Origin of the sequence: Pseudanabaena cinerea FACHB-1277 (genome assembly GCF_014696345.1) — a bacterium.
Taxonomy (GTDB): domain Bacteria; phylum Cyanobacteriota; class Cyanobacteriia; order Pseudanabaenales; family Pseudanabaenaceae; genus Pseudanabaena; species Pseudanabaena cinerea.
Genome location: NZ_JACJPY010000006.1, coordinates 20,304 through 43,996 on the forward strand (window position 1 = coordinate 20,304; position 23,693 = coordinate 43,996).

Consider the following 23,693-nt stretch of genomic DNA (forward strand, 5'->3'; position numbering starts at 1 on the left):
TACTCATGTCCATACAAAATGATATTCCCGTTGCCCAAAGACTTGATGAGTCCAAACCCGCATCCCCCAAGCAAGCTAGTAAATCCATTGGGCGATCGCTGCGGTCTGTTCCTTGGTGGGCATATGGTTTAGCATTTTTAGCCTTTGTTTCGCCATTGATTAGCACTCGCCTCTGGATTGCCCTCAACACCAATAATCCATCGGTTGAAAGTCAGGCGCAAACCCTCCCTGCTGCTGCGGTGGCTTCCCCGTCGCAGGCAACTGAAGTGATACCTTTCGTAAATACATCATCGGACACAGCTTCTAAAGATGCCTTAGTTAGCTCTGGCAATAGTGCTAATCCTCCCGCCCCAACCAAAGCTGAACCGAATAAAGAACTGAATGCACCTGCTGACCTGTTTGGACATTATCCTTATACCGAAGCGCCTGCTAAGGAATTAATGCCAATCAGCCGCGCTAGTGATGGCTATGAGATCCGTTTAAGGGCGGCGGCGGCGAAAAGTTATTTGCAAATGGCGGCGGCAGCTAAGGCGGATGGTATTGAGTTTACTGTGATTTCGGGATTTCGCTCCATATCGGATCAGCAGGAGCTTTTCTTTGAGATTAGTAAGCAGCGCAACCAAACCCCAGCCCAACGTGCTAAGGTAAGCGCACCTCCTGGCTATAGCGAACATCACACGGGCTACGCTGTTGACCTTGGTGATGCCGATGTGCCTAGCGCCAATTTATCGCAAAACTTTGAAAAGACCCCTGCTTTTCAATGGTTACAAAATAATGCGGCTAAGTATGGTTTTGAAATATCATTCCCGCCTAATAACCCACAGGGCGTAATGTATGAGCCTTGGCATTGGCGTTTTGTTGGCGATGAGCAGAGTTTAGCAACTTTTTATAAAAAAACAAATCGCAGCAGTTCTTTCATTCAAAAACCCTAAAGTTGACTAGATGCTTCCATGAATTTAACTGCGACTGACTTGCTGGCGATCGCCATATTTACGATCACGATGATGTCTTTAGTTGGCACGATGATTGGCTTACCGCCCACTGTGCCTGCGGCGATCGCTATTAGTTTACTGACCCTATGGGGGATCGATCTAGGCATATGGCAGGGCAAGCTCGGCGCTTATTTTCAGGTATGGCTAAGGGCGCGATCGCCCAAATATCGAGAGCGGGTGACTTACCATGAGGCAGGACATTTCTTGGCGGCGCATTTATTGGGCTTTCAGGTAACTAGCTATGCGATCGCGGGGGTGGTGGTTAAATCCTTGGGTGAAGTGCTTGCCGATGATAATTTTCAGGGTATGGAGGGCGGCGTGGAGATGGTAATCCCCTCCGAGAATCAAGAGCAATCAATTTCTTCACTAATCAAGCAGTCTGTCCATTGGTTAGATCGATTCTGCACAGTGGCGATGGCAGGAATTGCGGCGGAACAGGTTATGTGCGAAGGGGAAACCGAAGGGGGCATGGATGATTTGCAGAAATTACGCAAAGCGATCGCTCATTTGCCAAACCCCATGACTCAGGAGCGCTGGGCGTTGCTCAATGCCAAAAATTTACTCAGCGATCGCCGTGCTATTTTGGTTGAATTGGCAGCCAAGATGCAAACAGGGGCAAGTGTCAGCGATTGTTGTCAAGCGATCGATCAAGCCATTGAGCAAGCAACGGAGTTAAAGGCATAATGCGATTACAGTACTTTATGATTACAATCCAGAAATTTTTAAAAGCGTTGCTTTGCAACGCTTTTAAAAATTTCTGGGTTTTGCGGAGATAGCCAATGCTCGATCTGCAAAAACTAATGGGACAAATGCAGGGAATGTCGGAGCAGTTGCAGCGTGAGGCGCAACAACTAACTGCCAAACTTGATCGCGCCCAGTTGCTATGGCAGCAGGCAAGTTTACAACAGGATCTACTTTGTCAAGCTAGTTATCAATGGCGCGATCGCTTCAGTTTTAACGCTGCCGTCCCTGTGGAAAGGATGGAGCAAGTACAAGCGATCGCCCCCATTTCCCATTCCCATTTGGTTTTAGCCACCGACGGTTCCCAAATTGCGCCTAGCCGCCATGAGATTGCCTATTGCTATCTCATTAATATTGGCAGGGTTGCCATTACCTATAATGCGGGTATCTATCCATTACTGGACAATCGCCCTGAAGTCTTTTATAAAACGGAAGATCTTTACAAATCGCGGCAATGGGGCATTCAAACGGAACAATGGATGACCCTCAAACGCACAGTTGCGGAAACCGTAGCCCTTGCTGACCTCGCGCTGGAGATGCGATCGCCACATTTACCCACCCTTGCCTTTAGTGATGGTGCTTTAATCCATTGGGAATTTGATGAAATTCCTGCGGAAGCCCGTTCTTTATTACTGACCGATATCCTGAGTGCTTGGGATCGACTGCGATCGCAAGATATTCCCCTCGCAGGTTACATCAGCGCCCCCCGCGCCGCCGAAATTACGAACTTCTTGCGCCTAGCCATCTGTCCCTTTGAGCAACCCGACTGCCAAAGCCATTGCAACCAGAAACCCCTCGATCATGCCCCCTGTAGTCAAATTCAACCCCTTCGTGATGGTACATTATGGAACCGTCTGCTCAAGGTTGGAGAATGCAGCCCCCTATGGCGCAGTCAGGCGCGGATTTTGCAGGAATATGGCGAACATCAAATCTATTTCTGTTATCTCCATGTCGGCACAGAAATCGCCAGAGTGGAAATGCCTGCATGGACTGCCCTCAATCCGAACCTGCGATCGCAAGCTTTGCAAATCATTCTTGCCCAAGTGCAGAAGGGCTATGGCTATCCTGTGGCTCTAGCGGAAGCTCATAATCAAGCCGTTGTCACAGGCAGCGATCGCCGCCGTTTTTTTGCAATCCTTGAGCAGCAAATGGTGAAGTCGGGCTTACGCAATATCACCACCTCTTACAAAGAATCACGCAAACGCAGCAGCATTGCTTAAAGTAAGCAGATTGGCTACGTTCATATACGATGACATAATTGCCAAACAATATCACTGTGAGTCTTGATTTGTAGAGCGATCACCCATCTAAAAAATTCTGTAAAGTATAGTTAGTTCGTTATTACCTGCAACAGTTTATCCTTCCCCCACAACCAATGATCGCCTATCCAGCCCTACAAACAGCGATCGCCCCTCAAAAAAAACAACCAAACAGCGATCGCACCTTACCATCATCACAAATTAGCAAGGCGATCGCCCAAACTATTTTGGCGGAGCTAGTTTGTTAGATTTAGTTTAGAATGTATACACAAGCAGCAAATATAAAGCTATGCAAGCAATTCGGTTACAACAAACTATAGAAAAAGACAGTGAAATTCATCTAAGTGATTTGCCTGTTTTTCAAGGTCAAGAGGTTGAAGTAATAGTTTTAATTTCTCCTTTGCCTGAGACTAAAAAAACTTTTACTGCGCGTCAATTACTGAATTCTGGGTTAATTGGTGTATGGGAAAATCGTATTGATATTAAGGATGGTTTGACCTACGCTCGGCAGTCACGCGATCACTCTCAAGCTAAATGTAAAAATGGTTGAATATAAATTCACTGATTATTTTGAGAATGAAGTGTTGCAAAAACGACCGTACTTGCAAAAGGAGTGGTGTATTCGCGTAATTGAGAACCCGATTCGAGTTGAGGAACAAGAAAACAATAGATTTCGATTTTTTGGAGCTATTGAAGAGATAGATAATCGGGTTTTGCGTGTAATTACGCTAGAAGATAAAGTAACGATTCACAATGCTTTTCCAGATCGAGGATTTAAACTATGAAGATAAGCTATTACCCTGAAACTGATTCCTTATATATACACTTATCAGATAAACCTAGTGCAGAAAGTTCTGAGATTTCTGAGGGCGTAGTTGCAGATTATGACTCTAGCGGAAATTTGGTGGGGTTTGATATTGATAATGCCAGTCGTAAGGTCGATCTTAAGGATCTCATTCTCGTTAAGCCATCTACAAATATTCTCAAAGTTGCTGCATAGTCTCACCTAAATTACTTTGGCGGAGCTAGGTTGTTAGATTTAGTTTAGAATATATACATAAGCAGCAAGTATAAAGCTATGCAAGCAATTCGGTTACAGCAAACTGTAGAAAGAGATGGTGAAATTTGTCTAAGCAATCTTAATGTAATTGCTAAGTCTATAGATGCTCTCAATCTAACTGAGCAGTTATGGCTTTTGGAACATATAGCGCATCAAATTCGGGTTAGAAATGAACTCGTGGCAATGGCACAAGATCCGCAAATTCAAGCTGAGCTTTCTCAGATTCAGCAAGAGTTTACCATTACAGATTTTGATGGTCTTTGAAATATGGCTATATTGCGATCGCAAATTTACTTTGTAAACCTCAATCCAACTGCTGGCAGAAAGCAAAGTGGCACAAGACCTGTTTTAGTTCTTTCTATTGATGATATTAATCGTCTTCCTCTTGTCGTGACTGTAGTTGTAGGAACGAAAGGGGCAAATATTGCGAGAGACTATCCTACCAATGTTAGAGTTTCTTCATCAGAAAGCGGTTTGCCAATGGAAACTGTGTTTTTGTGCTTTCAACTGCGATCGCTTGATGCTTCAAGGTTTCTAGATCAGCCAGTAGGAATGCTATCTCCAGAAAAAATGGAGGAGATCGAGACAACGGTTAAATATTGTCTGGGATTATGAGGGTTTAGGCATAATTTCGAGGAAAATCACCTCACATGAGGGAATAAGCACATGGTAAGATCGAAAAACAAACTTTTTGCTGGTGAAACTTAATGGCAACTATAGTCAGTTTTATTAACTACAAAGGTGGAGTTGGGAAAACTACTTTGGCGGTGGAAATATCTGCAAGTTTAGCTTACCATCAGAAAAAGAGAGTTTTATTAGTAGATCTAGATCCCCAAACAAATGCAACTTTCTATCTAGTAGATTTTTCAACATGGAAAGAGTGGGCTACGGCAGGAGAAACATTAAAGAGTGTTTTTACAGCAGCAATGGCTGAACCTCAAAAAGAATTAGATATTTGTAAGGTAATCCATCAAGATATTTTACGGCATCCGAGAACTGAGGAAAAAATTTCTTTAGATCTTCTTCCATCGCACATAGAACTCATGAGTACTGATATGGATTTGGCTATGAAGTTTGGAGCTAAGGAATTTCTAAAAGCACGAGGGATTTTGAGAAGTGCTTTTAAAAATATTAAGGATGATTATGACTATATCATTTGTGATTGTCCACCAAATTTAAATCTCATTACACAAAATGCCATACTTGCAAGTGATGGTATTACTGTTGTTGCAATGCCAGAGTTTTTATCAACATTAGGTATTGGAGAGATTGAAACTGCTATCAAAAAACTTGTCAAGGAGGTTAATCAAAGCTTACAAGGATTTGGGGCTGTTGAAGAACCTAAAATCAAAGGAATCATATTTAATCGGGTTAGCACACAATCTGGAGGAACAGAGCCTGAACAAGAAATCATGAAAAGAGTAAAAGACAAATGGGGAGATATTGTATTTCAAGAATTTGTCTCGCAAAGTATAAAAGTTGCTGGCAGTGCAGAACCTTCAAAGTCTCCTATATCAATCTCTGGTTATGCTGCTGATAAAGTATATGAAGAACAATTGAAAAAGTGTGCGATCAAATTTAGCGAAAAAAACAAGAGACAGTAATACTCAATTATGGCTTCAAGAAAAACCACTCATGAGTTAGCAGATTTACTAGAAGAAGTAGCTGCTTTGCTTCGAGACTTTCCAGACCTTTCTTTAACTAAGCTTAAAGACCTTTATCAAGGTTTAGGTCAAAATGAAACAATTCGGTCAGATGTGGGTTTAGATGACTCAGTAGAGAGCATATCAAGCTTGAGCAGGTCTGAAGCTGAGTCTAAACTAAACAAATTAACTAATAAGAAACTTTTAGAGTTTTGCAAAAAAAGTAAAATAAAGGTTGGGTCTAAACAAACTAAATCCAGCTTAGTGAAGCAAATTCTTTGGAGTTGCTTTGATGCAAAAGTTGATTTAGATCATATAGCATCTTATTCGCAAGAATCTTAAGTTGTGATAGATTGAAGGCGTAAGCAAAGTATAGACAGAAATTTTGCAGACCAGCCAGTCTACCTTACTTTAAAAGGTGTGATATTTCGATTTGTTGGCTGATTAAGCCTTACTACTATGCAAACAAACCAAGTAACCGTAAATTTATCTCTACCTTTTGAATCGATTATCGACATGATGCGATGCGACTACCCTGAGGTCACTATAATAATCACCTAAATTCAAAATTAGAAAACCAATGTACACAAGAAAATTTGTAGGATTGTTGGGCTGGATAGTTATATTATCAGTTTTAGCTGCAACTTGTATTGCGTATTTTGTTGTTGTAGTCAATCCTGTTACCAAAGAGATATTTGATGGATTTGGTCGTCCTCTTACTGAAACGCCTTGGCTTTTGCGCGTTACTATATTTAGCTCAAAGCGTTTTTGGGCAGGATGGGGTTGGGTTATTGGAGATATGATCATTTTCTGGGTCGGTATGATAACTGGCTGGCTACTTGTGAGTTATAGTTTAGAGTAATTTGAACTTCCTTTGCAATGGGCAAGTACAGCTTATAGAAAGCCTAAACAATCTACTCGAAGGAACGCTCGTAATTGTTCCCTACCTAAAAACTAAAGTAAGTGACTCATTCTTCTTTAGAACCAATAACTGGAGAATACAAAAATGCCAAGCCTAACACTAAGTAACGAGCAAGTTGTAGAACTTGTGAAACAATTGCCACAAGAGCAAAAAGTAGAAATTTTTAGGTTCCTACTGCTTTCTCAATGGCAGCAATGGCAAGATTTGTCTAGCTATGGTGCAGATAAAGTTAAACTTGCCGCAAAAGAGCGTGGCTATGACTGGGAAAAGATGACAGAAGAAGAAAGAGAAGAATTTATTGATTTAGTAGTCCACGAAAAATAGTGAAATACATAGTTGTTTTTGACACAAACATTTTGATTTCTGCATTGTTTTCACAAACTGGCAGACCATTTCGAGCTTTAGCCCTAGCTAAAATTGGACAAATAGAATCCGTTACCTGCCAAGAAATCATAGACGAATTTGCAGAAAAGCTACTGCTAAAATTTAAGTTCTCTGAAGACAAAACCCAATCTGCTGTAAACGAAATTTTGAGCTTTTCCCGCATTGTCGAAATTTCTGGAACGCTCAAAGCAGTTCTCAACGATGCAGATGATGACATGGTTATCGAATGCGCCGTAATGGGTAAAGCAAACCATATAGTCACAGGAGACAAACATCTTTTATCACTTGTTAAATATCAAAACATTGCGATCGCCAAAGCTACGGATTTTATTAATTTATTCTCTTAGGTAGCGATCGGCTATGCAGACAAACCAAGTAATCGAAAATTTATCTCTACCTTTTGAATCGCTCACCGATATGATGCGATCGCTAGAATGTTAAAAAATTAAATTTATAAAGAGGTGAAAAATGTTAACTACTGTTGAAGGAATCTATCGCAATGGACAAGTAGAACTTATTGAAAGCCCAAACAATCTACTTGAAGGAACACGAGTAATTGTTACTTTCTTAGAAACGAAAACAATTGACCTAGCCTCTCAGGGCATCGACAAAGCCCAAGCAGAAATTTTGCGAACAAGTCTAGCCACCTTTGCCGAAGATTGGAATAGCCCTGAAATGAGCATTTATGATGACTATGACGCAGCCAAAGCCAAACTTTAAACGAGGCGATATAGTTTTGGTACTATTCCCCAACTCTGACTTGACAACCGCCAAAACTCGCCCCGCGATCATTGTGCAATCAGACAATCTGCAAACAGGACTACCTTTACTTATTGATTTAGTAGTCCACGAAAAATAGTGAAAGAGATTGCCAAAGCTACTGATGAAGAAGCTGCCAAACATGGACAAGAAGTAATTGATAGCTATCTGGAGATTTATCGCGAACAAGGAAAATTTTTGCCCCAGCCGAAAAACTCTATGCAACTCTTACAAACAGCGTAGATTCAGCGTAAAACATTGAAAAAACAATAAGGCGGTGTTTTCACTGCAATATATTGAGCGATCGCTGATTTTGATAATAGTTTTGCCATGTCCAATTGCCCTGAGCATCTAAACTGCTACTCAAAACCTTGACATCAATGGAATTTAAACCGATTTCTTTGATCATGATTTCGGGATAGCGATCGCCATTGAGATCTTCGATACCAAATATGGCATAGCTGCTCACACTGTCATTGATATATGCCAATGCCCTTGTGTGGGTAAAAATTGGCACAGCACTCCAGTCTGCCTCATTTTTATTGTTACTTGGGGAATTATTCTGAGCATCACTCTTCCTTTCTAAGAGAACTAAAACACTAAATTCCTGCCGTTTGGTAACTGGCAAAGATAGGAAAGATTGCCAAGCTTGGGTGTCAAATCCCACGGGTCTAATGGCATTGTCTAGCCGCAACCCCGCAATGATTTCTGGTTGATTATCATTATTCATATCCACACAGACCAATGACGCGATCGCCACCCTTGGCAGATCGGTTGAGGCTGCTCCTAGTTGTGTAAAAACCTGTTGAGATTTAGACAGCACTAAGGGTTGGATGCGTTGAGGACAGTTAAAGAAATAACGGCGATCGCTTTTACCTTTATTTTCGCCTTTATTTTCACCTTTAGCATCACTATTAGCTTCGCCTGTTGACGGAACCTTATGTGCTACCATGGTTAGCCCTGATTGGCGCAAAATCGCAGGGTCAAAGTTAGGTTTGCCATCAGCGATCGCCACTTTAAAACTAGCGATCGCACCAAAGGCATCGGAGCCACGCACTTCACTAATTTTTAAAGTTACCAAAGCCTTACCAAACTGCGACAAACTCAATTGGCTTCCCGCAGGAATAGACTGAATTACTTGATTAATACCGCCCAAGCGTTCTAGCAAATCTGAGGGGATCACCCCATCGAGGGTTTGACCATCGGGGGAAGCTTGCAAGAACAAAAATACAGGTACTGACGGGGGTGTTTTTTCTGAGGTTTTAGAATTGTCACTGGAGCAGCTTACTAAAACGCCTGCGAAAACATTGACACCTACGATAATTACCAGAATTACCATCGGCAATTTCAGCGATCGCACGATCCTGCTTGTGATCTTGTTTAAAAATTTCCTAACCAGTTGCATCAACTAATCTCGGCGCTATTAATTTGGGGAAATTGACGCAGCCAATTTCCCTAAGTTCATTTTAAGCCATCACCATGCCGCCATCGACATTAAACACCTGCCCCGTGATGTACGCCGCCGCAGGATCTGCTGCCAAAAATTTCACCATCCCTGCAATCTCTTCGGGCTGACCATAGCGCCCCAAGGGGATAAACTTGAGAATCTCATCGGTATTGCCCAAATTGGCGGTCATATCTGTGGCAATGAATCCTGGGGCAACCGCATTAACAGTAATGCCACGACTGGCTAGTTCCTTAGCTACGGTTTTGGTAAAGCCGATCACACCTGCCTTGGCGGCGCTATAGTTGGCTTGACCAGGGTTGCCCATTTGTCCCGCCACAGACGCAATATTAATAATCCGCCCTGACTTTTGTTTGAGCATAATCTTAGATACAGCACGGGTTGCTAAAAATACGCCCGTGAGGTTGAGATTGATAACTGACTGCCAATCCTCCAGCTTCATGCGGAGCAGTAAAGTATCGCGAGTGATCCCAGCATTATTCACCAAAATATCAACCCGACCCCATTTATCGATCGCCGTTTTGATCAGGCTATCCACCTGTACTTCTTGGGAAACGTCGGCATGGAGAGCGATCGCTTCACCGCCATTATTGACAATTTCCTGCACCACTGCTTCGGCGGCATTCGCAGAACTGGCATAATTAATGACTACCTTTGCCCCTTCACCAGCAAGGGCGATCGCGATCGCCCTACCGATGCCTCGTGATGCTCCTGTTACGATCGCCACCTGCCCTTCTAAAAATCCCATGCTGATATCTCAAACTCTAAATTTGTAACTCTTGACTATATCGCGTTTAGGGTTGATTTAGAGCAGCGATCTTGTAATAACTATGAAATTTAGAAAGCGAAAAATTTGTTAGCACTAGAATAAAGGGGCAAACCTCACCAGCGATCGCTGGCTATGGAGGATCTTATGCCTACCCCCAAGAGTTTTTTAGATCAACTGCGGGAGATGACCGTAGTGGTTGCCGATACAGGTGACATCCATGCGATCGAATTAGTCAAACCCCAAGACGCAACCACCAACCCTTCTCTGATTACCGCCGCCGCCCAAATGCCAGACTATCAGGAAATTGTCGATGGCACTTTGCTAGAGGCACGCCAAGATCTCGGTACAGATGAGCCAGCCAGTCAAGTGGTTTCCCTAGCCTTCGATCGCTTGGCAGTGGCTTTTGGTATGAAAATTCTGGAAATTATCCCTGGGCGCGTATCGACAGAGGTTGATGCCCGATTATCCTTTGATACCGCCGCCACGATTGCCAAAGCCCATTATTTAATCTCGCAATACGAAGCCCATGGCATTTCCCGCGATCGCGTATTGATCAAAATTGCCGCCACATGGGAAGGGATCAAGGCGGCTGAAGCCTTGGAAAAAGAGGGCATTCATTGCAATCTCACCCTATTATTTGGCTTGCACCAAGCGATCGCCTGTGCTGAAGCAGGGGTAAAGTTAATCTCTCCCTTTGTGGGGCGCATTCTCGACTGGTACAAAAAAGATACAGGACGCGATAGTTACCCCGCCGCCGAAGACCCAGGCGTATTGTCTGTAGCCAAGATTTATAACTACTACAAAAAGTTTGGCTACAAAACCGAAATCATGGGCGCAAGTTTTCGGAGTATGGGCGAGATTGTGGAGTTGGCAGGATGCGATCTTTTGACGATTTCGCCAGCGCTGCTCGATGAGTTGCAACATACGCAGGGCGAACTCGTCCGCAAACTCGATCCCGCGATCGCTGCCCAATCGGATATTGAGGCGATCGCGATGGACAAAGCCACCTTTGAGCAAATGCACGCCAGCGATCGCATGGCATCAGAAAAGCTGGATGAAGGCATTAAAGGCTTCTCGAAAGCCCTAGTAACTTTAGAAGAGCTGCTAACCGCGAGACTAGCAAAGCTGGAAGGATAGTCTAGTTTGGTGGCAATGGTTCCGTTATTTAGATAAGAGATAATTACAATCCTTGGGTAGTGGAAATTGCTGCTCCCCATTTAGCGAAACCATTGCCTCAATGGGCGGTAAACCGCAAATTACATCTTATTTACGATAAACTTGACCACCTTATCTAGCCCATCGTGATTTTTGAGATTGGTAAATACAAAGGGGCGATCGCCGCGCATTTTCAGGGCATCGCGTTCCATGATTCCTAGGTCGGCTCCCACATAGGGCGCAAGGTCAATTTTATTGATGACTAACAAATCCGATTTCGTGATTCCAGGTCCACCCTTGCGCGGGATCTTGTCACCTGCGGCAACATCAATCACATAGAGGGTAAGGTCGACTAGTTCAGGGCTGAAGGTGGAGGCAAGATTGTCGCCGCCGCTTTCCACAAAGATTAAATTGAGATCGCCAAACTTTAGTTCTAACTGCTCGATCGCCGCCAAATTCATTGAGGCATCTTCACGAATGGCGGTATGGGGGCAGCCCCCCGTCTCCACACCAACAATGCGATCGCGATCCAAGGCTTCGCTACGCACCAAAAACTGAGCATCCTCTTGGGTATAAATATCATTGGTGACAACGGCAATTTGCAAATGCGATCGCATAGATTTACAAAGAGCATCAACGAGCGCAGTTTTGCCAGAACCGACAGGACCCGCAACCCCAACACGAAATGGTGACATAATTAAGTACAGCTTATTGATATTTTGTAAAAGGAAGATTTTTGAAAAGCGCTGAGCGCTACTCAAAAATATTTCTTGGTTTGATGTCAGCGTCGAGCGCTGTAACAATTAAATAATACTCAAGTAAATTTATCTTAGGCGCATCTTTAGCACAAACCTATGCAAATTATTACCCATCGACTTGCATCGGCTACCTCCCCAATCACGGACACAAGCATTTTGCTAACCCTATCACTGGTAGCAGAAGATCGCACCCGTAGTCGTCACCGCTTTGTCACCGATCAAGGTGAAGAGATCAGTTTGCAACTACCAAGGGGAACGGTGCTACGGGATGGGGATATTCTTGGTGATGATCAACATCAACCGTTAGTAAAGGTATTAGCAAAACCTGAGCCAGTGGTTACGGTCACTGCTCACCATGCCCTAGACCTGTTGCGAGCTGCCTATCACCTTGGTAATCGCCATATTGCCCTAGAAGTGACAGAAGGTTATTTGCGATTTTCCCCTGACTCAGTTTTAGAAGATATGGTTAAACAAATGGGCTTGACACTTACACAAGAAGTGCAGCCATTTCAGCCAGAAACTGGTGCTTATCAACATCACTCTGCCCATGCCCATCACCACCATGACTAGCGTTATTTCTGCCCCTTTTTCCCTAGCTTTATCTCGGCTCTTGCAGCTAACTAGCCCCGCTTTACCCGTGGGCGCTTATAGCTATTCTGACGGCATTGAATATCTATGTCATCGCGGCACGATCGCCAATGCCCAAAATTTAATCCATTGGCTGCGGGGAGAACTGCAAACGGGATTTATCAAAACGGAAACGGCGATCACGCTAGTTGCCGCTCAAGCATGGTCAGATAATGATTTATCGAATATTATCTATTGGAATAATTGGCTATCAGCAACAAGAGAAACCGAAGAAATACGCCTTGCTAGTTGGCAAATGGGGCAGTCACTCATCAAGCTGTGGGAGCAGTTGGAAAGTGCGGATGCAGGTCGGCAAGCTCAAATCATGCAGCTTTTGCCAATGGCTAAGGATAATGCTCAAGGACAGGGTTGCAACTATGCGATCGCCTTTGGGTTAGTTGCCGCAAGTTTTGCGATCGCGCCCGAACAAATTGCCATTGGTTATATTCATAGCTGGGTTGCCAATCTAATTAGTGCGGCGGTGCGATCGGTTGCCCTTGGGCAAACCGTGGGACAGCAGGTAAATTTTAGCCTAGGCAATGATGTAATGCGATCAGCAGAAGCGGCGCTTCTACTTTCAGCAAATTTAACTAAAAAACAGGATTATCCACACCATCAGCCACAGCTAGAGTGGTGTGGATGGGGTGTAAGCATTGCCTCAGCCAACCACGAAGTGCAGTATTCCCGACTGTTTAGAAGCTAAGCCACAAACAAGCCAAATAACACCATGACAATTGCCATCAAACCTTGAAATTAATAGCAAAACTATGGCGATTTGGGTTAAAGTAAGACGCATTATTTTAGATTCAAGTTACCACCTAAAATTTACAGTGCGTTTGCACCAAAACTAAGAATATACAAGGCTTGAGCATCACAATATGGCACAGTCAACCACCACAAAGCCCTACGCCGCGTCAACAGGACTAGTACCTGATGTCGAGCTTCAGCGAGTTTTTAAAATGTTTGGCTCAAGTACGGTCGTGCAGGGCGTGGATCTGCAAGTGCAAAGAGGCGAACTATTTAGTATTCTTGGTCCTTCGGGTTGTGGCAAAACCACGTTATTAAGACTAGTGGCAGGTTTTGAAGAACCATCGGCAGGTGAAGTGCTGATCCAAGGCAAACTAATGACCTATGTGCCACCCTACCAACGCCCCGTTAATACTGTATTTCAAAGCTATGCTCTATTTGGACATATGAGCATTTTTGATAATGTTGCCTTTGGGCTGTCGGTGAAAGGTGTCGCCAAGCCCGAAATTCAGCAACGGGTTAAGGATGCCCTCAAGCAGGTCAGACTAGATCACCTCAGCGATCGCTATCCCAGTCAGATTTCGGGTGGTCAGCAACAGAGGGTCGCCCTCGCCCGCGCCCTAGTCAATCGCCCCAAAGTAATTTTGTTGGATGAACCCCTTGCCGCCCTAGACTTTAAGCTGCGAAAGGAGATGCAGGTTGAATTATCCAATTTGCAATATGACCTCAATATTTCATTTATCATGGTCACGCACGACCAAGAAGAGGCGCTGGCGATTTCCTCTAGAATTGCGGTGATGAATCAAGGACGCATTGAGCAGATTGGCACACCTGCGGAGGTTTACGATCGCCCCGCTTCGGCGTTTGTGGCTGATTTTGTGGGCGAGACTAATTTATTTGAATGTCGTGTCATTGAGCAGGATGGCGCATTTGTGGAATTGCGTTCATCCACAGGCTTAGCGATCGTGGCGGCAAAACCCAAGCATTGGCAACCGATCCCCGAAGCTGTGGTGAGTGTGCGTCCCGAAAAAATTCGCCTCTCCACCGAATACCCCAACCAGCCCTACAATACCTATCGCGGCATTCTGAATAATATCTTGTACTTGGGTGATCACTCGCAGTTTGTCGTTGATCTCCATGCCAGCGAAAATGTCCCCCCTGTGCGCGTAATCTTAGTGCGCTCCAATCACCAAGGCGATAGAAATCCACCATTCAACAGTCAAGTCTATGTGTCTTGGATGCCCGAAGACTGTATTGCCCTTCCTAAAACCGCGATCGCATCATGAGTACTTCTAGGGATATTTCTCGCCGCAAATTTTTAAAACAGGCAGTTGGTGCGACCTCGGCGATCGCTGGTGCGTATAGTCTTTCGGGCTGCGGCATTTTTGACAAAGGCGAAAATCCTGAAGCCACAGATGAGAATAATGTTGAGCGTCCTATCACTGCCGATAAGAAAACCTTGTATATTTACGGCTGGGCAACCTATGTCGATAATCAAGAGGTATTTGAAGGCTTTACCAAAGAGACGGGGATCAAGGTGGCTGGAGATTCCTACGACTCCAATGAGGTGATGTTAGCAAAACTAGAGGCAAGCGGTGGGCGATCAGGTTATAGCATCATCTACCCCAGCGACTACATGGTGACGCAGATGCGCGAATTGAAATTATTAGCGCCCCTCGACAAAAAACTCCTGCCCAACCTTAGTAATATCGCCCCTAACTATCTTGATCTGCCCCACGATCGCGGCGCAGTTTTTAGCGTACCTATCAGCCTTGGCACTACAGGACTTGCCTATAATGTTAAAGCGATCAACTCTATTGTTGGCACTGAACCAACGGATTGGAGTTATCTCTGGGAGCATAAGGATAAGCTGAGAATCACGCTGGTGAATGATCCCCGTGAAGTAATTGGCATGGCGCTACACATTCTCGGCAATTCCTACAACACCACTGAGACGGGCAAAATTGAGGCAGCCTTCCAAAAATTAAGGGAACTAATGCCCGCGATCGCCAACTTCACCACCGATGCTTGGCGCGACCCCCTCGCTTCAGGGGATCTGATGATGTGTATGACTTTTTCGGGGGATGCCATTAGTTTAGCGCGGCAAGATCCGAATATTCGCTATATCTTGCCCAATAGCGGCACATCGATTTGGACTGACACCGTTGCTATTCCTAGAGGTGCGGCAAATATAGAAGGTGCTCACGCTTGGATTAACTATGTAATGCGCCCTGATATTGCTGCCAAAATTAGCGATGCCAATAGCTTCGGCACAACCAACAAGTTAGCCAAGACCATGATTCCCGATGATTTAAAAGCAATCAGCGCCCTAGAGCCATCAGAAAACATCATCGCCAAAAGCGGACGCATCAGCAAATTAGACCCTGAGGTATTACAAATATATGAAGGCTATTGGACAAGACTAATCACAGGACTAGGCTAAAAAATCACCCCAATCCCCAATCCCCAATCCCCAATCCCCAAACTATAAATTTTCCCTTTGGTGCTATATGAACTCTCAAACATCGGATCAATTGATGGATGGCGCGAATTCTTCCCATGCTGAAAATTATAGTGTCAACCCATTTTTATGGGGTAACATCGCACTTCTAACGAGTTTGCCTTGGTTATTGGCGATGACGATGGCGGGTTTGGCAGTGGGCGATCCTGTATTTGCATCTTGGTTTGAGATTAGTTTGCTGAGTTTACCAGCGATCGCGGTGGTGGCATGGTGGCAGTGGCAGCAGCCTTTTTCTCCTTTCAGTCTCTGGCTAGTTAAGCAGTCATTTAATAGCCTAAGCGATCGCGATCGCCAAGTACTAGCTCTGCTCAAACAGCACCGCAATGGTTGGTACAGCACAGGCTGGACAGCGATCGCGGTGGCTATAGTCATGTCATTTATTTTTTGTAAGCTTTATGTTGCGGCTCCTTTAGCTGAGGTAATTGCACCTTTTCCTGCGGGACTAAGGTTTTTTGGCATTATTTGGGCAGAAATATTTTTTTTAGTTAGCAATGCGATCGCACAGGCGGGGATATCGGCGCTAAGGATTAAGCTAGCAGCGAGTTCAGATTTAGCGTCATTGCCACCGATCGCGATCGATAAAGTCAAGAATAGTTTTACAAATCTCGGTAAGCCTGTTAATAACCCTATCTCCCAACCTAAGTTAGATTTGCCTATAAAGCCTACTCTAGTTTTAGAACCCAAGTCTGATGATTTAACTAAACCTGAGCCTGAAGTTGAAGAGATTACAGTACCAGAAGCGATCGCTGAGTTAGAGCCTAAAGTTGAGGAGATTGTAGAAATTATTCAACCAGAGGCGATCGCTGATGATTTGGGTGATGTAACTGAGCTAGAGCCTGAAGTTGAGGAGATTGCAGAAATTATTCAACCAGAGGCGATCGCAGAAATTACAACTGAGTTAGAACCTGAGCTTGAGGAGACTGTAGAAGTTGCAGAACCAGAGGTGATCGCTGAAGACTTGGGTGATTTAACTGAGCTAGAGCCTGAAGTTGAGGAGATTGCAGAAATTATTCAACCAGAGGCGATCGCTGAAGACTTAGGAGATCTAACTGAGCTAGAGCCTAAAATTGAAGAGATAGCAGAAGTTGCAGAACCAGAGGCGATCGCTGAAGACTTAGGAGATCTAACTGAGCTAGAGCCTAAAGTTGAGGAGATTGTAGAAATTATTCAACCAGAGGCGATCGCTGATGATTTAGTTGTTGCAACTGAGTTAGAGCCTGAGACAAACTACTTAACAGAAACAGTAATAAACTTTGAATCAGACTTTGATATTGATGCTGAAATCGCGAAAATGATTGCCGAAGAAGAAGCGGCAAAACTAGCAAATATGACAGACTGGCAGCCTGAAATTAATGCCGAAAATGAAAGTGCATTGATAGCAACAGAAATTGATGCAGAAATTGATGAAGAACTGGAAGAGCTAGTTGCATTTAATGCTTATACCGAACAAATTTTACACAACTACCTCACTGATGAGCCTATTGATGAAGAGGCTATTAGTGAAAACCCAGACAACAAAACATACATAGCCACAACAGACCAGAACGAAGCTAAAGCTAAACCTTATCAAATACTAATTGAAGAATTTCTTGTGGACAAATATTTAGCCAAGCTAGAGGAATTGGGCAGAACTGAGAAATTAAACCCAGAAAATTTAAACCCAGAAAACCTGCAACCAGAAAATAATAACGAATAACCTCACCTTACCAATTTATTCATCTGTATAGCTTTGAATGGTGGTGTAATCGGAATCATCGCCAAAGTCCCGCAGGTTAGACACAGAGTAATTAGGGATTGCAATAGTGTTTTTGATAGCCTGCAAGACCTCCTGTGCCTCTGGAGAGCTAACCTGTGCCAAAGCCCTTAACACAGCACTGCGAACTGAGCGATCGCGATCCTTAACTGCCTGAGACAGATAAAACACCGCATCGTGAGAACCAATCTCCCCCAAAGCAAGCGCGGCATCACAACGCACATAAGCATATTCATCATCCTTGAGTAACCTTGCCAACAATGGCACTACCTCCTCCATGCCAATCTGTCCAAGAGTACGGGCTGCAACACTGCGAGTATGGCTAGATGGATTTTCTAGCATTTTTGCCACGGGTGATATTGATGGCACACCGATATTTTTGAGAGATTGCACCGCTTGAGACTGTACACTGATGTCATTATCGGTCAGCAAATTTGCTAAAGGCTGCGCTGAAAGTGGTGACTTAATCTGCCCCAAAGCCCATGCAGCTTCAACCCGAACTGACTTACTGCCATTATTGAGTGCTTCGATGAGTGTCGTTACAGCTAGCGGTGAGCTTATTTGACCAAGGGAATGGGCAGCATGGATTTTGACAAGATTGTCACTATGCTTGAGTGCCTCAACTAGGGGCGATACCGCAGGTAGACTTGCACGCCCTAGCGCTTTTGCCGCCGCGCATTGGACTTGGATGGAGGGGTGACGTAATAACTTGACTAGGGCATGAATGGCTTCGGCACTGCCAATCCAACTCAAGGCTGATGCCGCTTGCCAATAAATTTGACGTTGTGGGTTACAGGTTGCTTCGATTAAGGGGTTGATTGCTAATGGCGATCGCAAATAGCCGAGGGCGATCGCCGCTTTTTTAGAAATTGCCACCTCCTCGCTAGCAAGGCGTTCTAGTAAAGCTGGTAATACATTTTCGCGACATCGAATTAACTTTTGCAAGGCGATCGAAAACTGATCCGATCTTGCCGCCGCATCAAACTCTGCTAAGATTGCTGACCCGCCACCAAGTTCAGGAGCCGACTTTATATGCCGATCTTCTGACAATGCATATCCAGGAGCCGTGGGAATGCGATAGTCTTCTGGTCGAGGTGGCGTGATCTTAGAAATGTTAGGCAATTTCTGGCTAGGGGGAAATTGCGACTCTTCGAGATTCATGGCGACTGTCCTGAGCGATCATTGGTGATGTTAGCGAGTCTCGATACCCATTGCAACAAGTCAGATTTTAGATGTATTGTTACCATTCTAGGGGCATAATTCCCAAAGTTTTTTGTTAATCATGTGTTTGTATTAAGTCTGCTACATAAATTTGTTAGTCCATGAATCAGCTAAATAGTGCTTTTACCTTATTTCTAAGTTTACTCGTTGAAGCAATTCCCTTTTTGCTAATGGGAGTGCTGCTCTCTGGCGCTTTGTTGATTTTTGTGGATGAACGCAAATTAATTGCGATTTTACCAAAAAACCCACTTTTAGGGGCGTTAGCAGGCAGCTTATTGGGGTTTATGTTCCCTGTTTGTGAATGTGGCAATGTCCCTGTGGCTAGAAGACTAATTTCGCAAGGTGCGCCTATTTCCGTGGCTGTTAGCTTCTTATTGGCGGCTCCAACGATTAATCCTGTGGTAATTTGGGCAACTTGGACAGCTTTTCGGGATCAACCTGAAATTGTGATTTTAAGGGTGCTGTTATCTTTGGGAATCGCCATAATTGTGTCGATGGTTTTTAGTACCCAAAAAGATTTGCGAGTAATTTTACAACCGAATATTGCACTCGCTTTGCCATTGCCGAAGGTGAATGTGGGAGGAGTGCCAGTCGGGACTTTCTTTTTGGGTGAAGATCGCAGCCAGCCCCTAGATTTAGGAGCCTATAGCTATGCTATGTCAAAGCCGAAGTCCTTAGCCGATCGCCTCAATCTACTGTTGGACAATACCCTTGCGGAAATGCGGGAATTGGGGGCGATTTTGGTGATGGGCAGTGCGATCGCGGCGATCATTCAAGTATGGGTTCCTCGTGACATTATTTTAGGGCTGGGGCAAGGCTCGGTTAGTTCGATTATTGCGATGATGCTATTAGCGGCGATCGTCTCTATCTGCTCGACAGTGGATGCTTTTTTTGCCCTATCCTTTGCTGCCACCTTTACGGGCGGCTCATTACTAGCGTTTTTAGTATTTGGTCCAACTATTGATCTCAAAGCGATCGGGTTAATTTTGACGATTTTCCAAAGACGTACTGTAGTTTATTTATTTTTGTTAGTTGCCCAACTAACTTTTCTAAGTTGCTTATTTATCAATTTCCAAATTCGTTAGAAACTACAGCGTCTTTCGCTGACTTAAACCCACAGAAAACTTTGAAAGCTTAGCAAAGCGCCGTTTTTGAAATTCTCTTTGTACCAACTTAAAGCTGCAAGCAGTTGCCCTACAACTATAACAGCCAAGCAAATTTGCCCACGCCTGAAATGCTATACAGAGCGATCGCGCCGATCAAAAGTAAAGCTGAAGCAATCATCAAACTATAATCGGCATTAGTAAGCTGTGATTCATGGAGATAGGTTCGTTGCGAACTACCCGAAAAAGCCTTAGATTGCAGCACGATTTCTAGTTTTTGCGATTTAGAAAGGGAATTGAGAATTAAGGGAATAGCAACCCTTGCATAAACCTGCGATCGCTTGATCCATGACATCTTTTCCAAATTTAGTCCTCGTAGGCGTTGCGACTCAATAATTGAGCTTACTTCTTCTAGCAGCAGTGGCACAAAGCGCAAAGTTGAAGAGAAAATAAACACAATTCGATAGGGAATCTTAGCGCGTACCATGCCCACCGTCATCGCATTGACATCGGTTGTAAAAATGGCTAATGGAATAACTAAAATCATGGTCAGGGTCTTGAATACAATATTTAAACCATAGAGCATTCCTTCTAAACTCAGACTTGCGCCGCCAATCAACCACCACGATCGCGGTAATGTCAGTAATGTCGTAAGTTCACCACGATTAAGCAAAATCTTGACCTGTTCCACATTAAAGAATCCCATGCTCAAAATTAGAAACAAATAAAAGGGAATCATGATTTTTAAAATCTTGCCCAAATAATTGAGTCTAACCCCAGCGCCAATACAGGTAATGATTACGCCCAACATCAGTGTCCCCCCTGCGATCGGGCTTTCCCATAAAAAAGCGATCGCTGTAATCGCCAAAACCATCACCAGTTTAGAACGGAAGTCTAAATTAGTAAAAATAGAATTACGGTTAACGGTTTGCAATTTCATGGCTCAGGCACAGGAATTAAGATGGCTAAAGATATTCTATCTCTTTACTTGAGTGATTTATTTCCCAAAAATGATTTGAAATCTGCATAGCAAAATAGGGGCAATTCACGAACTGCCCCTATTTTGGTCGTTTTGCGTAAGTCCTACAGACTTTACCATAGGCAAAATCTAAAAGCTTACATTACGCTTCATTCAAAGCCGCAATACCAGGCAATACCTTACCTTCGAGTAGTTCCAAACTTGCGCCGCCACCTGTCGAAATGTGGCTCATCTTTTCAGCAACGCCCACCTTCTCAACCGCAGCCACTGAGTCGCCACCGCCGATAATCGTAATTGTGCCAGTTTCGGTCAAACCTGCGAGCGTATGGGCGATCGCCTCAGTACCCACCGCAAACTTATCAAACTCAAACACACCCATCGGGCCATTCCAAATTACGGACTTGCAATCTGCTAGAGCATCTTGGAATAACTTTACGGAGTCAGGACCAATATCTAAGCCCATCCAACCATCGGGAATATTCTCAATGCTGACGGTTTGAGACTCAGCATCAGGCTTAAAGTTGTCGGCAACCACCACATCAGTGGGCAACAATAGCTTTACGCCGCGCTCTTTGGCTTTGGCTTCCAAAGCTTTTGCCAAGTCCAGCTTATCCTCTTCCACAAGGGACTTACCAACGCTCAAACCACGCGCCTTGTAGAAGGTGAAGATCATGCCGCCGCCAATAAGCAGTACATCCACCTTATCCAATAGAGTCTCGATCACACCAATTTTGCTGGAAACCTTAGAACCACCAATGATCGCCGCTAGAGGACGCTGCGGATTGTCGATCGCACCGCTTAGATATTGCAATTCCTTATCAAGCAAGAAACCAGCAACGGCGGTATCAATATACTTGGTAACACCTTCAGTGGAAGCATGGGCGCGGTGGGCAGTGCCAAACGCATCATTTACATAGATATCTGCCAAGGATGCCAACTTTTTGGCAAATTCAGGATCATTCTTTTCTTCTTCAGCATAGAAGCGCACATTTTCTAGCAAAGCCACATCGCCATTGCTCAAAGCATCCACCTGTGCCGCCACCACATCACCAATACAATCATCGGTTTTGACCACAGGCTTACCTAGCAACTCAGACAAACGGGCAGCTACGGCAGTGAGGCGCAAACCTTCGGTCACACCCTTAGGACGACCGAAGTGACTGGTGAGGATGACACGAGCGCCTGCTTCGGCTAGATACTGAATGGTTGGTAGAGCCGCACGAATACGAGTGTCGTCTGTGATCTTGCCATTTTCATCTTGGGGAACGTTGAAATCAACCCTTACTAAAACTTTTTTGCCCGCTAAGTCCGCAGAGGTCAAGCTGGTGAGATTCTTTTTTGCCATGATTAAATTTTCCTGTTAGTAATTCTTAAATAAATTTAGAAATAAATTTAATAGTTGCCGAGTGACACTTGCAATTAAGGATTGCAGTATACAAAAATGCATTTTTAGATTGTCTTAACAATCTTACCGAATTAGGGACATTGATGAGCAACAAAATTAATTCTTTTTAAGTATAAATACTTATGCTTTGTTTATGCGTTTGAAGGCGAATAATTGGTAGAGTGGGGTTTTACTCTCCAGTACCAACTATCTAACGCTCGCTATGCAGTTTGCCGATCGCCTTCAGGGTTTGCAGTCTAATGTTTTTGCCGATATGGATCGGGCAAAGGAACAGGTCAAGTCAACAGGAATGTCTGTGATCGATCTCTCCCTTGGCTCATCGGATTTGCCCACTGCCCCATTTATTTTGGAGGCGATCGCCCAATCCTTAGCAGATACCAGCACCCATGGCTATTGCCTCTTTAGCAATACCCGTGACTTTCGGGAGACGGTTGCCGCTTGGATGCACAAGCGCTTTGGAGTCACCCTTGACCCTGAGTCGGAAATATTACCCTTGATCGGCTCACAGGAAGGCACTGCCCATATGCCTTTAGCCCTGCTCAACTCCGATGATGTCGCCCTATTGCAAGATCCTGGCTATCCCTCTCACTATGGCGGCATCGCCCTTGCAGGTGGTCAGGCTTACGGAATGCCACTATTAGCAGAAAATGATTTTTTACCAGTTTTTGCAGATATTCCTCCCGCAACTTTGGCAAGGGCAAAAATGATGGTGCTGAGCTATCCCCATAATCCCACCACCGCGATCGCCTCCCTAGATTTTTTTAAATCCGCCTTACAGTTTTGTCAGCAGCATAATCTGGCGCTAGTCCATGATTTCCCCTACGTGGATTTGGTATTTAATGGCAAGCCCCAGCCCTCAGTTTTGCAAGCCGATCGCGATCGCCAACTATCTATCGAATTTTTCACCCTATCCAAGTCCTACAACATGGGCGGCTTTCGGGTGGGCTTTGCTGTGGGCAACCGCCAATTAATTCAGGCATTGCGCCAGATTAAAGCCGTAGTTGATTTTAATCAGTATCAAGGGATCATGCGCGGCGCGATTACTGCCCTTAATTGCGATTTGAATGATGATTTTCAAGGCGATCGCCACCCCATTGCTCAAGTCTTGCAAACCTTCGAGAGCCGCCGTGATGCCATGCTGACCGCCCTCGCCGCGATCGGCTGGCAAATCCCCACACCCACCGCCACCATGTATCTTTGGGCAAAGCTACCCGATCGCTACGCCCATGATTCTGTTAAATTTTGTCTTGACCTCCTAAAATCCACAGGCATAGCCCTCGCTCCTGGCTCAGGTTTCGGCAAATATGGTGAAGGCTATGTTCGTTTTGCCCTAGTATATCCACCTGACATATTGCAGGCAGCCGCCACCCAAATTGGGGCTTTTTTCGCACAGGTTGATTAATGGCAACCCACTTATTGGGATTGTTTTT

The 23,693-nt window shown here is 44.5% G+C and carries 31 protein-coding genes; 25 read left to right on the forward strand and 6 right to left on the reverse strand.

The genetic code is table 11. The annotated features are described in order from the left end of the window. The first annotated feature begins 5 nt into the window (after positions 1–5). From H6F44_RS03245 to H6F44_RS03320, 17 genes are all read left to right on the forward strand, one after another. Complete coding sequence (locus H6F44_RS03245) at positions 6–932, forward strand: M15 family metallopeptidase (RefSeq protein ID WP_190349484.1); 927 nt, start codon at positions 6–8, stop codon at positions 930–932. Positions 933–950: 18 nt separating this feature from the next. Further along, positions 951–1,676 carry a hypothetical protein gene (locus H6F44_RS03250; RefSeq protein WP_190349485.1) on the forward strand — a complete coding sequence of 242 codons (726 nt, stop codon included), beginning with the start codon at positions 951–953 and terminating at the stop codon, positions 1,674–1,676. A gap of 95 nt (positions 1,677–1,771) precedes the next feature. Then, complete coding sequence (locus H6F44_RS03255) at positions 1,772–2,953, forward strand: DNA double-strand break repair nuclease NurA (RefSeq protein ID WP_190349486.1); 1,182 nt, start codon at positions 1,772–1,774, stop codon at positions 2,951–2,953. 155 nt (positions 2,954–3,108) lie between these two features. Beyond that, positions 3,109–3,240 (forward strand): hypothetical protein, encoded by a 132-nt coding sequence (locus tag H6F44_RS23480; protein ID WP_277874102.1) that lies wholly within the window; start codon positions 3,109–3,111, stop codon positions 3,238–3,240. Positions 3,241–3,281: 41 nt separating this feature from the next. Next, positions 3,282–3,542: a hypothetical protein gene (locus H6F44_RS03260; protein ID WP_190349487.1), complete on the forward strand. Its 261-nt coding sequence runs from the start codon at positions 3,282–3,284 to the stop codon at positions 3,540–3,542. After that, positions 3,535–3,777, forward strand: coding sequence for a hypothetical protein (locus H6F44_RS03265; RefSeq protein WP_190349488.1), 243 nt, complete (start codon positions 3,535–3,537; stop codon positions 3,775–3,777). Before H6F44_RS03260 ends, H6F44_RS03265 begins: the two co-directional genes overlap by 8 nt. Beyond that, complete coding sequence (locus H6F44_RS03270; protein ID WP_190349489.1) at positions 3,774–3,992, forward strand: DUF2283 domain-containing protein; 219 nt, start codon at positions 3,774–3,776, stop codon at positions 3,990–3,992. Before H6F44_RS03265 ends, H6F44_RS03270 begins: the two co-directional genes overlap by 4 nt. A gap of 78 nt (positions 3,993–4,070) precedes the next feature. Beyond that, the gene (locus tag H6F44_RS03275; RefSeq protein ID WP_199301967.1) at positions 4,071–4,316 is read left to right on the forward strand and encodes a hypothetical protein; all 246 of its coding nucleotides are present in this window, start codon (positions 4,071–4,073) and stop codon (positions 4,314–4,316) included. Between the two features lie 3 nt (positions 4,317–4,319). Beyond that, positions 4,320–4,667, forward strand: a complete 348-nt coding sequence (locus H6F44_RS03280; RefSeq protein WP_190349490.1) for a type II toxin-antitoxin system PemK/MazF family toxin — start codon at positions 4,320–4,322, stop codon at positions 4,665–4,667. A gap of 92 nt (positions 4,668–4,759) precedes the next feature. After that, positions 4,760–5,656 carry a ParA family protein gene (locus H6F44_RS03285; RefSeq protein WP_190349491.1) on the forward strand — a complete coding sequence of 299 codons (897 nt, stop codon included), beginning with the start codon at positions 4,760–4,762 and terminating at the stop codon, positions 5,654–5,656. Between the two features lie 9 nt (positions 5,657–5,665). Then, positions 5,666–6,037 (forward strand): hypothetical protein, encoded by a 372-nt coding sequence (locus H6F44_RS03290; RefSeq protein WP_190349492.1) that lies wholly within the window; start codon positions 5,666–5,668, stop codon positions 6,035–6,037. Positions 6,038–6,275: 238 nt separating this feature from the next. Then, complete coding sequence (locus H6F44_RS03295; protein ID WP_190349493.1) at positions 6,276–6,557, forward strand: hypothetical protein; 282 nt, start codon at positions 6,276–6,278, stop codon at positions 6,555–6,557. A 144-nt stretch (positions 6,558–6,701) separates the two neighbouring features. Continuing rightward, positions 6,702–6,941 (forward strand): hypothetical protein, encoded by a 240-nt coding sequence (locus H6F44_RS03300; protein WP_190349494.1) that lies wholly within the window; start codon positions 6,702–6,704, stop codon positions 6,939–6,941. Then, positions 6,941–7,348: a putative toxin-antitoxin system toxin component, PIN family gene (locus H6F44_RS03305; RefSeq protein ID WP_190349495.1), complete on the forward strand. Its 408-nt coding sequence runs from the start codon at positions 6,941–6,943 to the stop codon at positions 7,346–7,348. Before H6F44_RS03300 ends, H6F44_RS03305 begins: the two co-directional genes overlap by 1 nt. A gap of 121 nt (positions 7,349–7,469) precedes the next feature. Continuing rightward, positions 7,470–7,721 (forward strand): hypothetical protein, encoded by a 252-nt coding sequence (locus H6F44_RS03310; RefSeq protein WP_190349496.1) that lies wholly within the window; start codon positions 7,470–7,472, stop codon positions 7,719–7,721. Then, the gene (locus H6F44_RS03315; protein WP_190349497.1) at positions 7,696–7,860 is read left to right on the forward strand and encodes a type II toxin-antitoxin system PemK/MazF family toxin; all 165 of its coding nucleotides are present in this window, start codon (positions 7,696–7,698) and stop codon (positions 7,858–7,860) included. The genes H6F44_RS03310 and H6F44_RS03315 overlap by 26 nt, the downstream gene beginning before the upstream one ends. Next, positions 7,860–8,003, forward strand: coding sequence for a type II toxin-antitoxin system HicB family antitoxin (locus tag H6F44_RS03320; RefSeq protein WP_199301968.1), 144 nt, complete (start codon positions 7,860–7,862; stop codon positions 8,001–8,003). Before H6F44_RS03315 ends, H6F44_RS03320 begins: the two co-directional genes overlap by 1 nt. A gap of 40 nt (positions 8,004–8,043) precedes the next feature. Here the strand turns inward: H6F44_RS03320 and H6F44_RS03325 are convergent, their stop codons facing one another. Together H6F44_RS03325 and fabG are read right to left on the reverse strand one after the other, a co-directional pair. Further along, the gene (locus H6F44_RS03325) at positions 8,044–9,165 is read right to left on the reverse strand and encodes a hypothetical protein (protein WP_190349498.1); all 1,122 of its coding nucleotides are present in this window, start codon (positions 9,163–9,165) and stop codon (positions 8,044–8,046) included. 61 nt (positions 9,166–9,226) lie between these two features. After that, positions 9,227–9,973: a 3-oxoacyl-[acyl-carrier-protein] reductase gene (gene fabG, locus H6F44_RS03330; RefSeq protein ID WP_190349499.1), complete on the reverse strand. Its 747-nt coding sequence runs from the start codon at positions 9,971–9,973 to the stop codon at positions 9,227–9,229. Between the two features lie 165 nt (positions 9,974–10,138). On the opposite strand from fabG, the gene H6F44_RS03335 reads away from it, so the two are divergent. Then, entirely contained in the window at positions 10,139–11,131 is a 993-nt protein-coding gene (locus tag H6F44_RS03335; protein ID WP_190349500.1) for a transaldolase, read from the forward strand. A 119-nt stretch (positions 11,132–11,250) separates the two neighbouring features. Here the strand turns inward: H6F44_RS03335 and ureG are convergent, their stop codons facing one another. Further along, complete coding sequence (gene ureG / locus H6F44_RS03340) at positions 11,251–11,844, reverse strand: urease accessory protein UreG (protein ID WP_190349501.1); 594 nt, start codon at positions 11,842–11,844, stop codon at positions 11,251–11,253. Between the two features lie 159 nt (positions 11,845–12,003). On the opposite strand from ureG, the gene ureE reads away from it, so the two are divergent. The 5 genes from ureE to H6F44_RS03365 all read left to right on the forward strand — a co-directional run bounded on the left by ureE (position 12,004) and on the right by H6F44_RS03365 (position 17,498). After that, positions 12,004–12,477, forward strand: a complete 474-nt coding sequence (gene ureE / locus H6F44_RS03345) for an urease accessory protein UreE (RefSeq protein WP_190349502.1) — start codon at positions 12,004–12,006, stop codon at positions 12,475–12,477. Then, the gene (locus H6F44_RS03350; RefSeq protein WP_322096156.1) at positions 12,431–13,237 is read left to right on the forward strand and encodes an urease accessory protein UreF; all 807 of its coding nucleotides are present in this window, start codon (positions 12,431–12,433) and stop codon (positions 13,235–13,237) included. The genes ureE and H6F44_RS03350 overlap by 47 nt, the downstream gene beginning before the upstream one ends. A gap of 175 nt (positions 13,238–13,412) precedes the next feature. Next, the gene (locus H6F44_RS03355; RefSeq protein ID WP_190349503.1) at positions 13,413–14,567 is read left to right on the forward strand and encodes an ABC transporter ATP-binding protein; all 1,155 of its coding nucleotides are present in this window, start codon (positions 13,413–13,415) and stop codon (positions 14,565–14,567) included. Then, complete coding sequence (locus H6F44_RS03360; RefSeq protein ID WP_190349504.1) at positions 14,564–15,724, forward strand: ABC transporter substrate-binding protein; 1,161 nt, start codon at positions 14,564–14,566, stop codon at positions 15,722–15,724. The genes H6F44_RS03355 and H6F44_RS03360 overlap by 4 nt, the downstream gene beginning before the upstream one ends. 67 nt (positions 15,725–15,791) lie before the next feature. Next, entirely contained in the window at positions 15,792–17,498 is a 1,707-nt protein-coding gene (locus H6F44_RS03365) for a low-complexity tail membrane protein (protein WP_190349505.1), read from the forward strand. Between the two features lie 15 nt (positions 17,499–17,513). On the opposite strand, the gene H6F44_RS03370 is transcribed toward H6F44_RS03365, so the two are convergent. Further along, positions 17,514–18,716, reverse strand: a complete 1,203-nt coding sequence (locus H6F44_RS03370; RefSeq protein ID WP_190349506.1) for a HEAT repeat domain-containing protein — start codon at positions 18,714–18,716, stop codon at positions 17,514–17,516. Between the two features lie 161 nt (positions 18,717–18,877). Between H6F44_RS03370 and H6F44_RS03375 the strand changes: the two genes are divergently transcribed. Further along, positions 18,878–19,861 carry a permease gene (locus H6F44_RS03375; RefSeq protein WP_190349507.1) on the forward strand — a complete coding sequence of 328 codons (984 nt, stop codon included), beginning with the start codon at positions 18,878–18,880 and terminating at the stop codon, positions 19,859–19,861. A 115-nt stretch (positions 19,862–19,976) separates the two neighbouring features. Here the strand turns inward: H6F44_RS03375 and H6F44_RS03380 are convergent, their stop codons facing one another. Both H6F44_RS03380 and H6F44_RS03385 read right to left on the reverse strand, forming a co-directional pair. Continuing rightward, positions 19,977–20,819, reverse strand: a complete 843-nt coding sequence (locus tag H6F44_RS03380) for an energy-coupling factor transporter transmembrane component T family protein (RefSeq protein WP_190349508.1) — start codon at positions 20,817–20,819, stop codon at positions 19,977–19,979. Positions 20,820–21,000: 181 nt separating this feature from the next. After that, positions 21,001–22,203 (reverse strand): phosphoglycerate kinase, encoded by a 1,203-nt coding sequence (locus tag H6F44_RS03385; protein WP_190349509.1) that lies wholly within the window; start codon positions 22,201–22,203, stop codon positions 21,001–21,003. A gap of 262 nt (positions 22,204–22,465) precedes the next feature. Here H6F44_RS03385 and H6F44_RS03390 point away from each other — a divergent pair, with 262 nt between their 5' ends. Further along, positions 22,466–23,665, forward strand: coding sequence for an LL-diaminopimelate aminotransferase (locus H6F44_RS03390; RefSeq protein ID WP_190349510.1), 1,200 nt, complete (start codon positions 22,466–22,468; stop codon positions 23,663–23,665). Positions 23,666–23,693 lie beyond the last annotated feature (28 nt).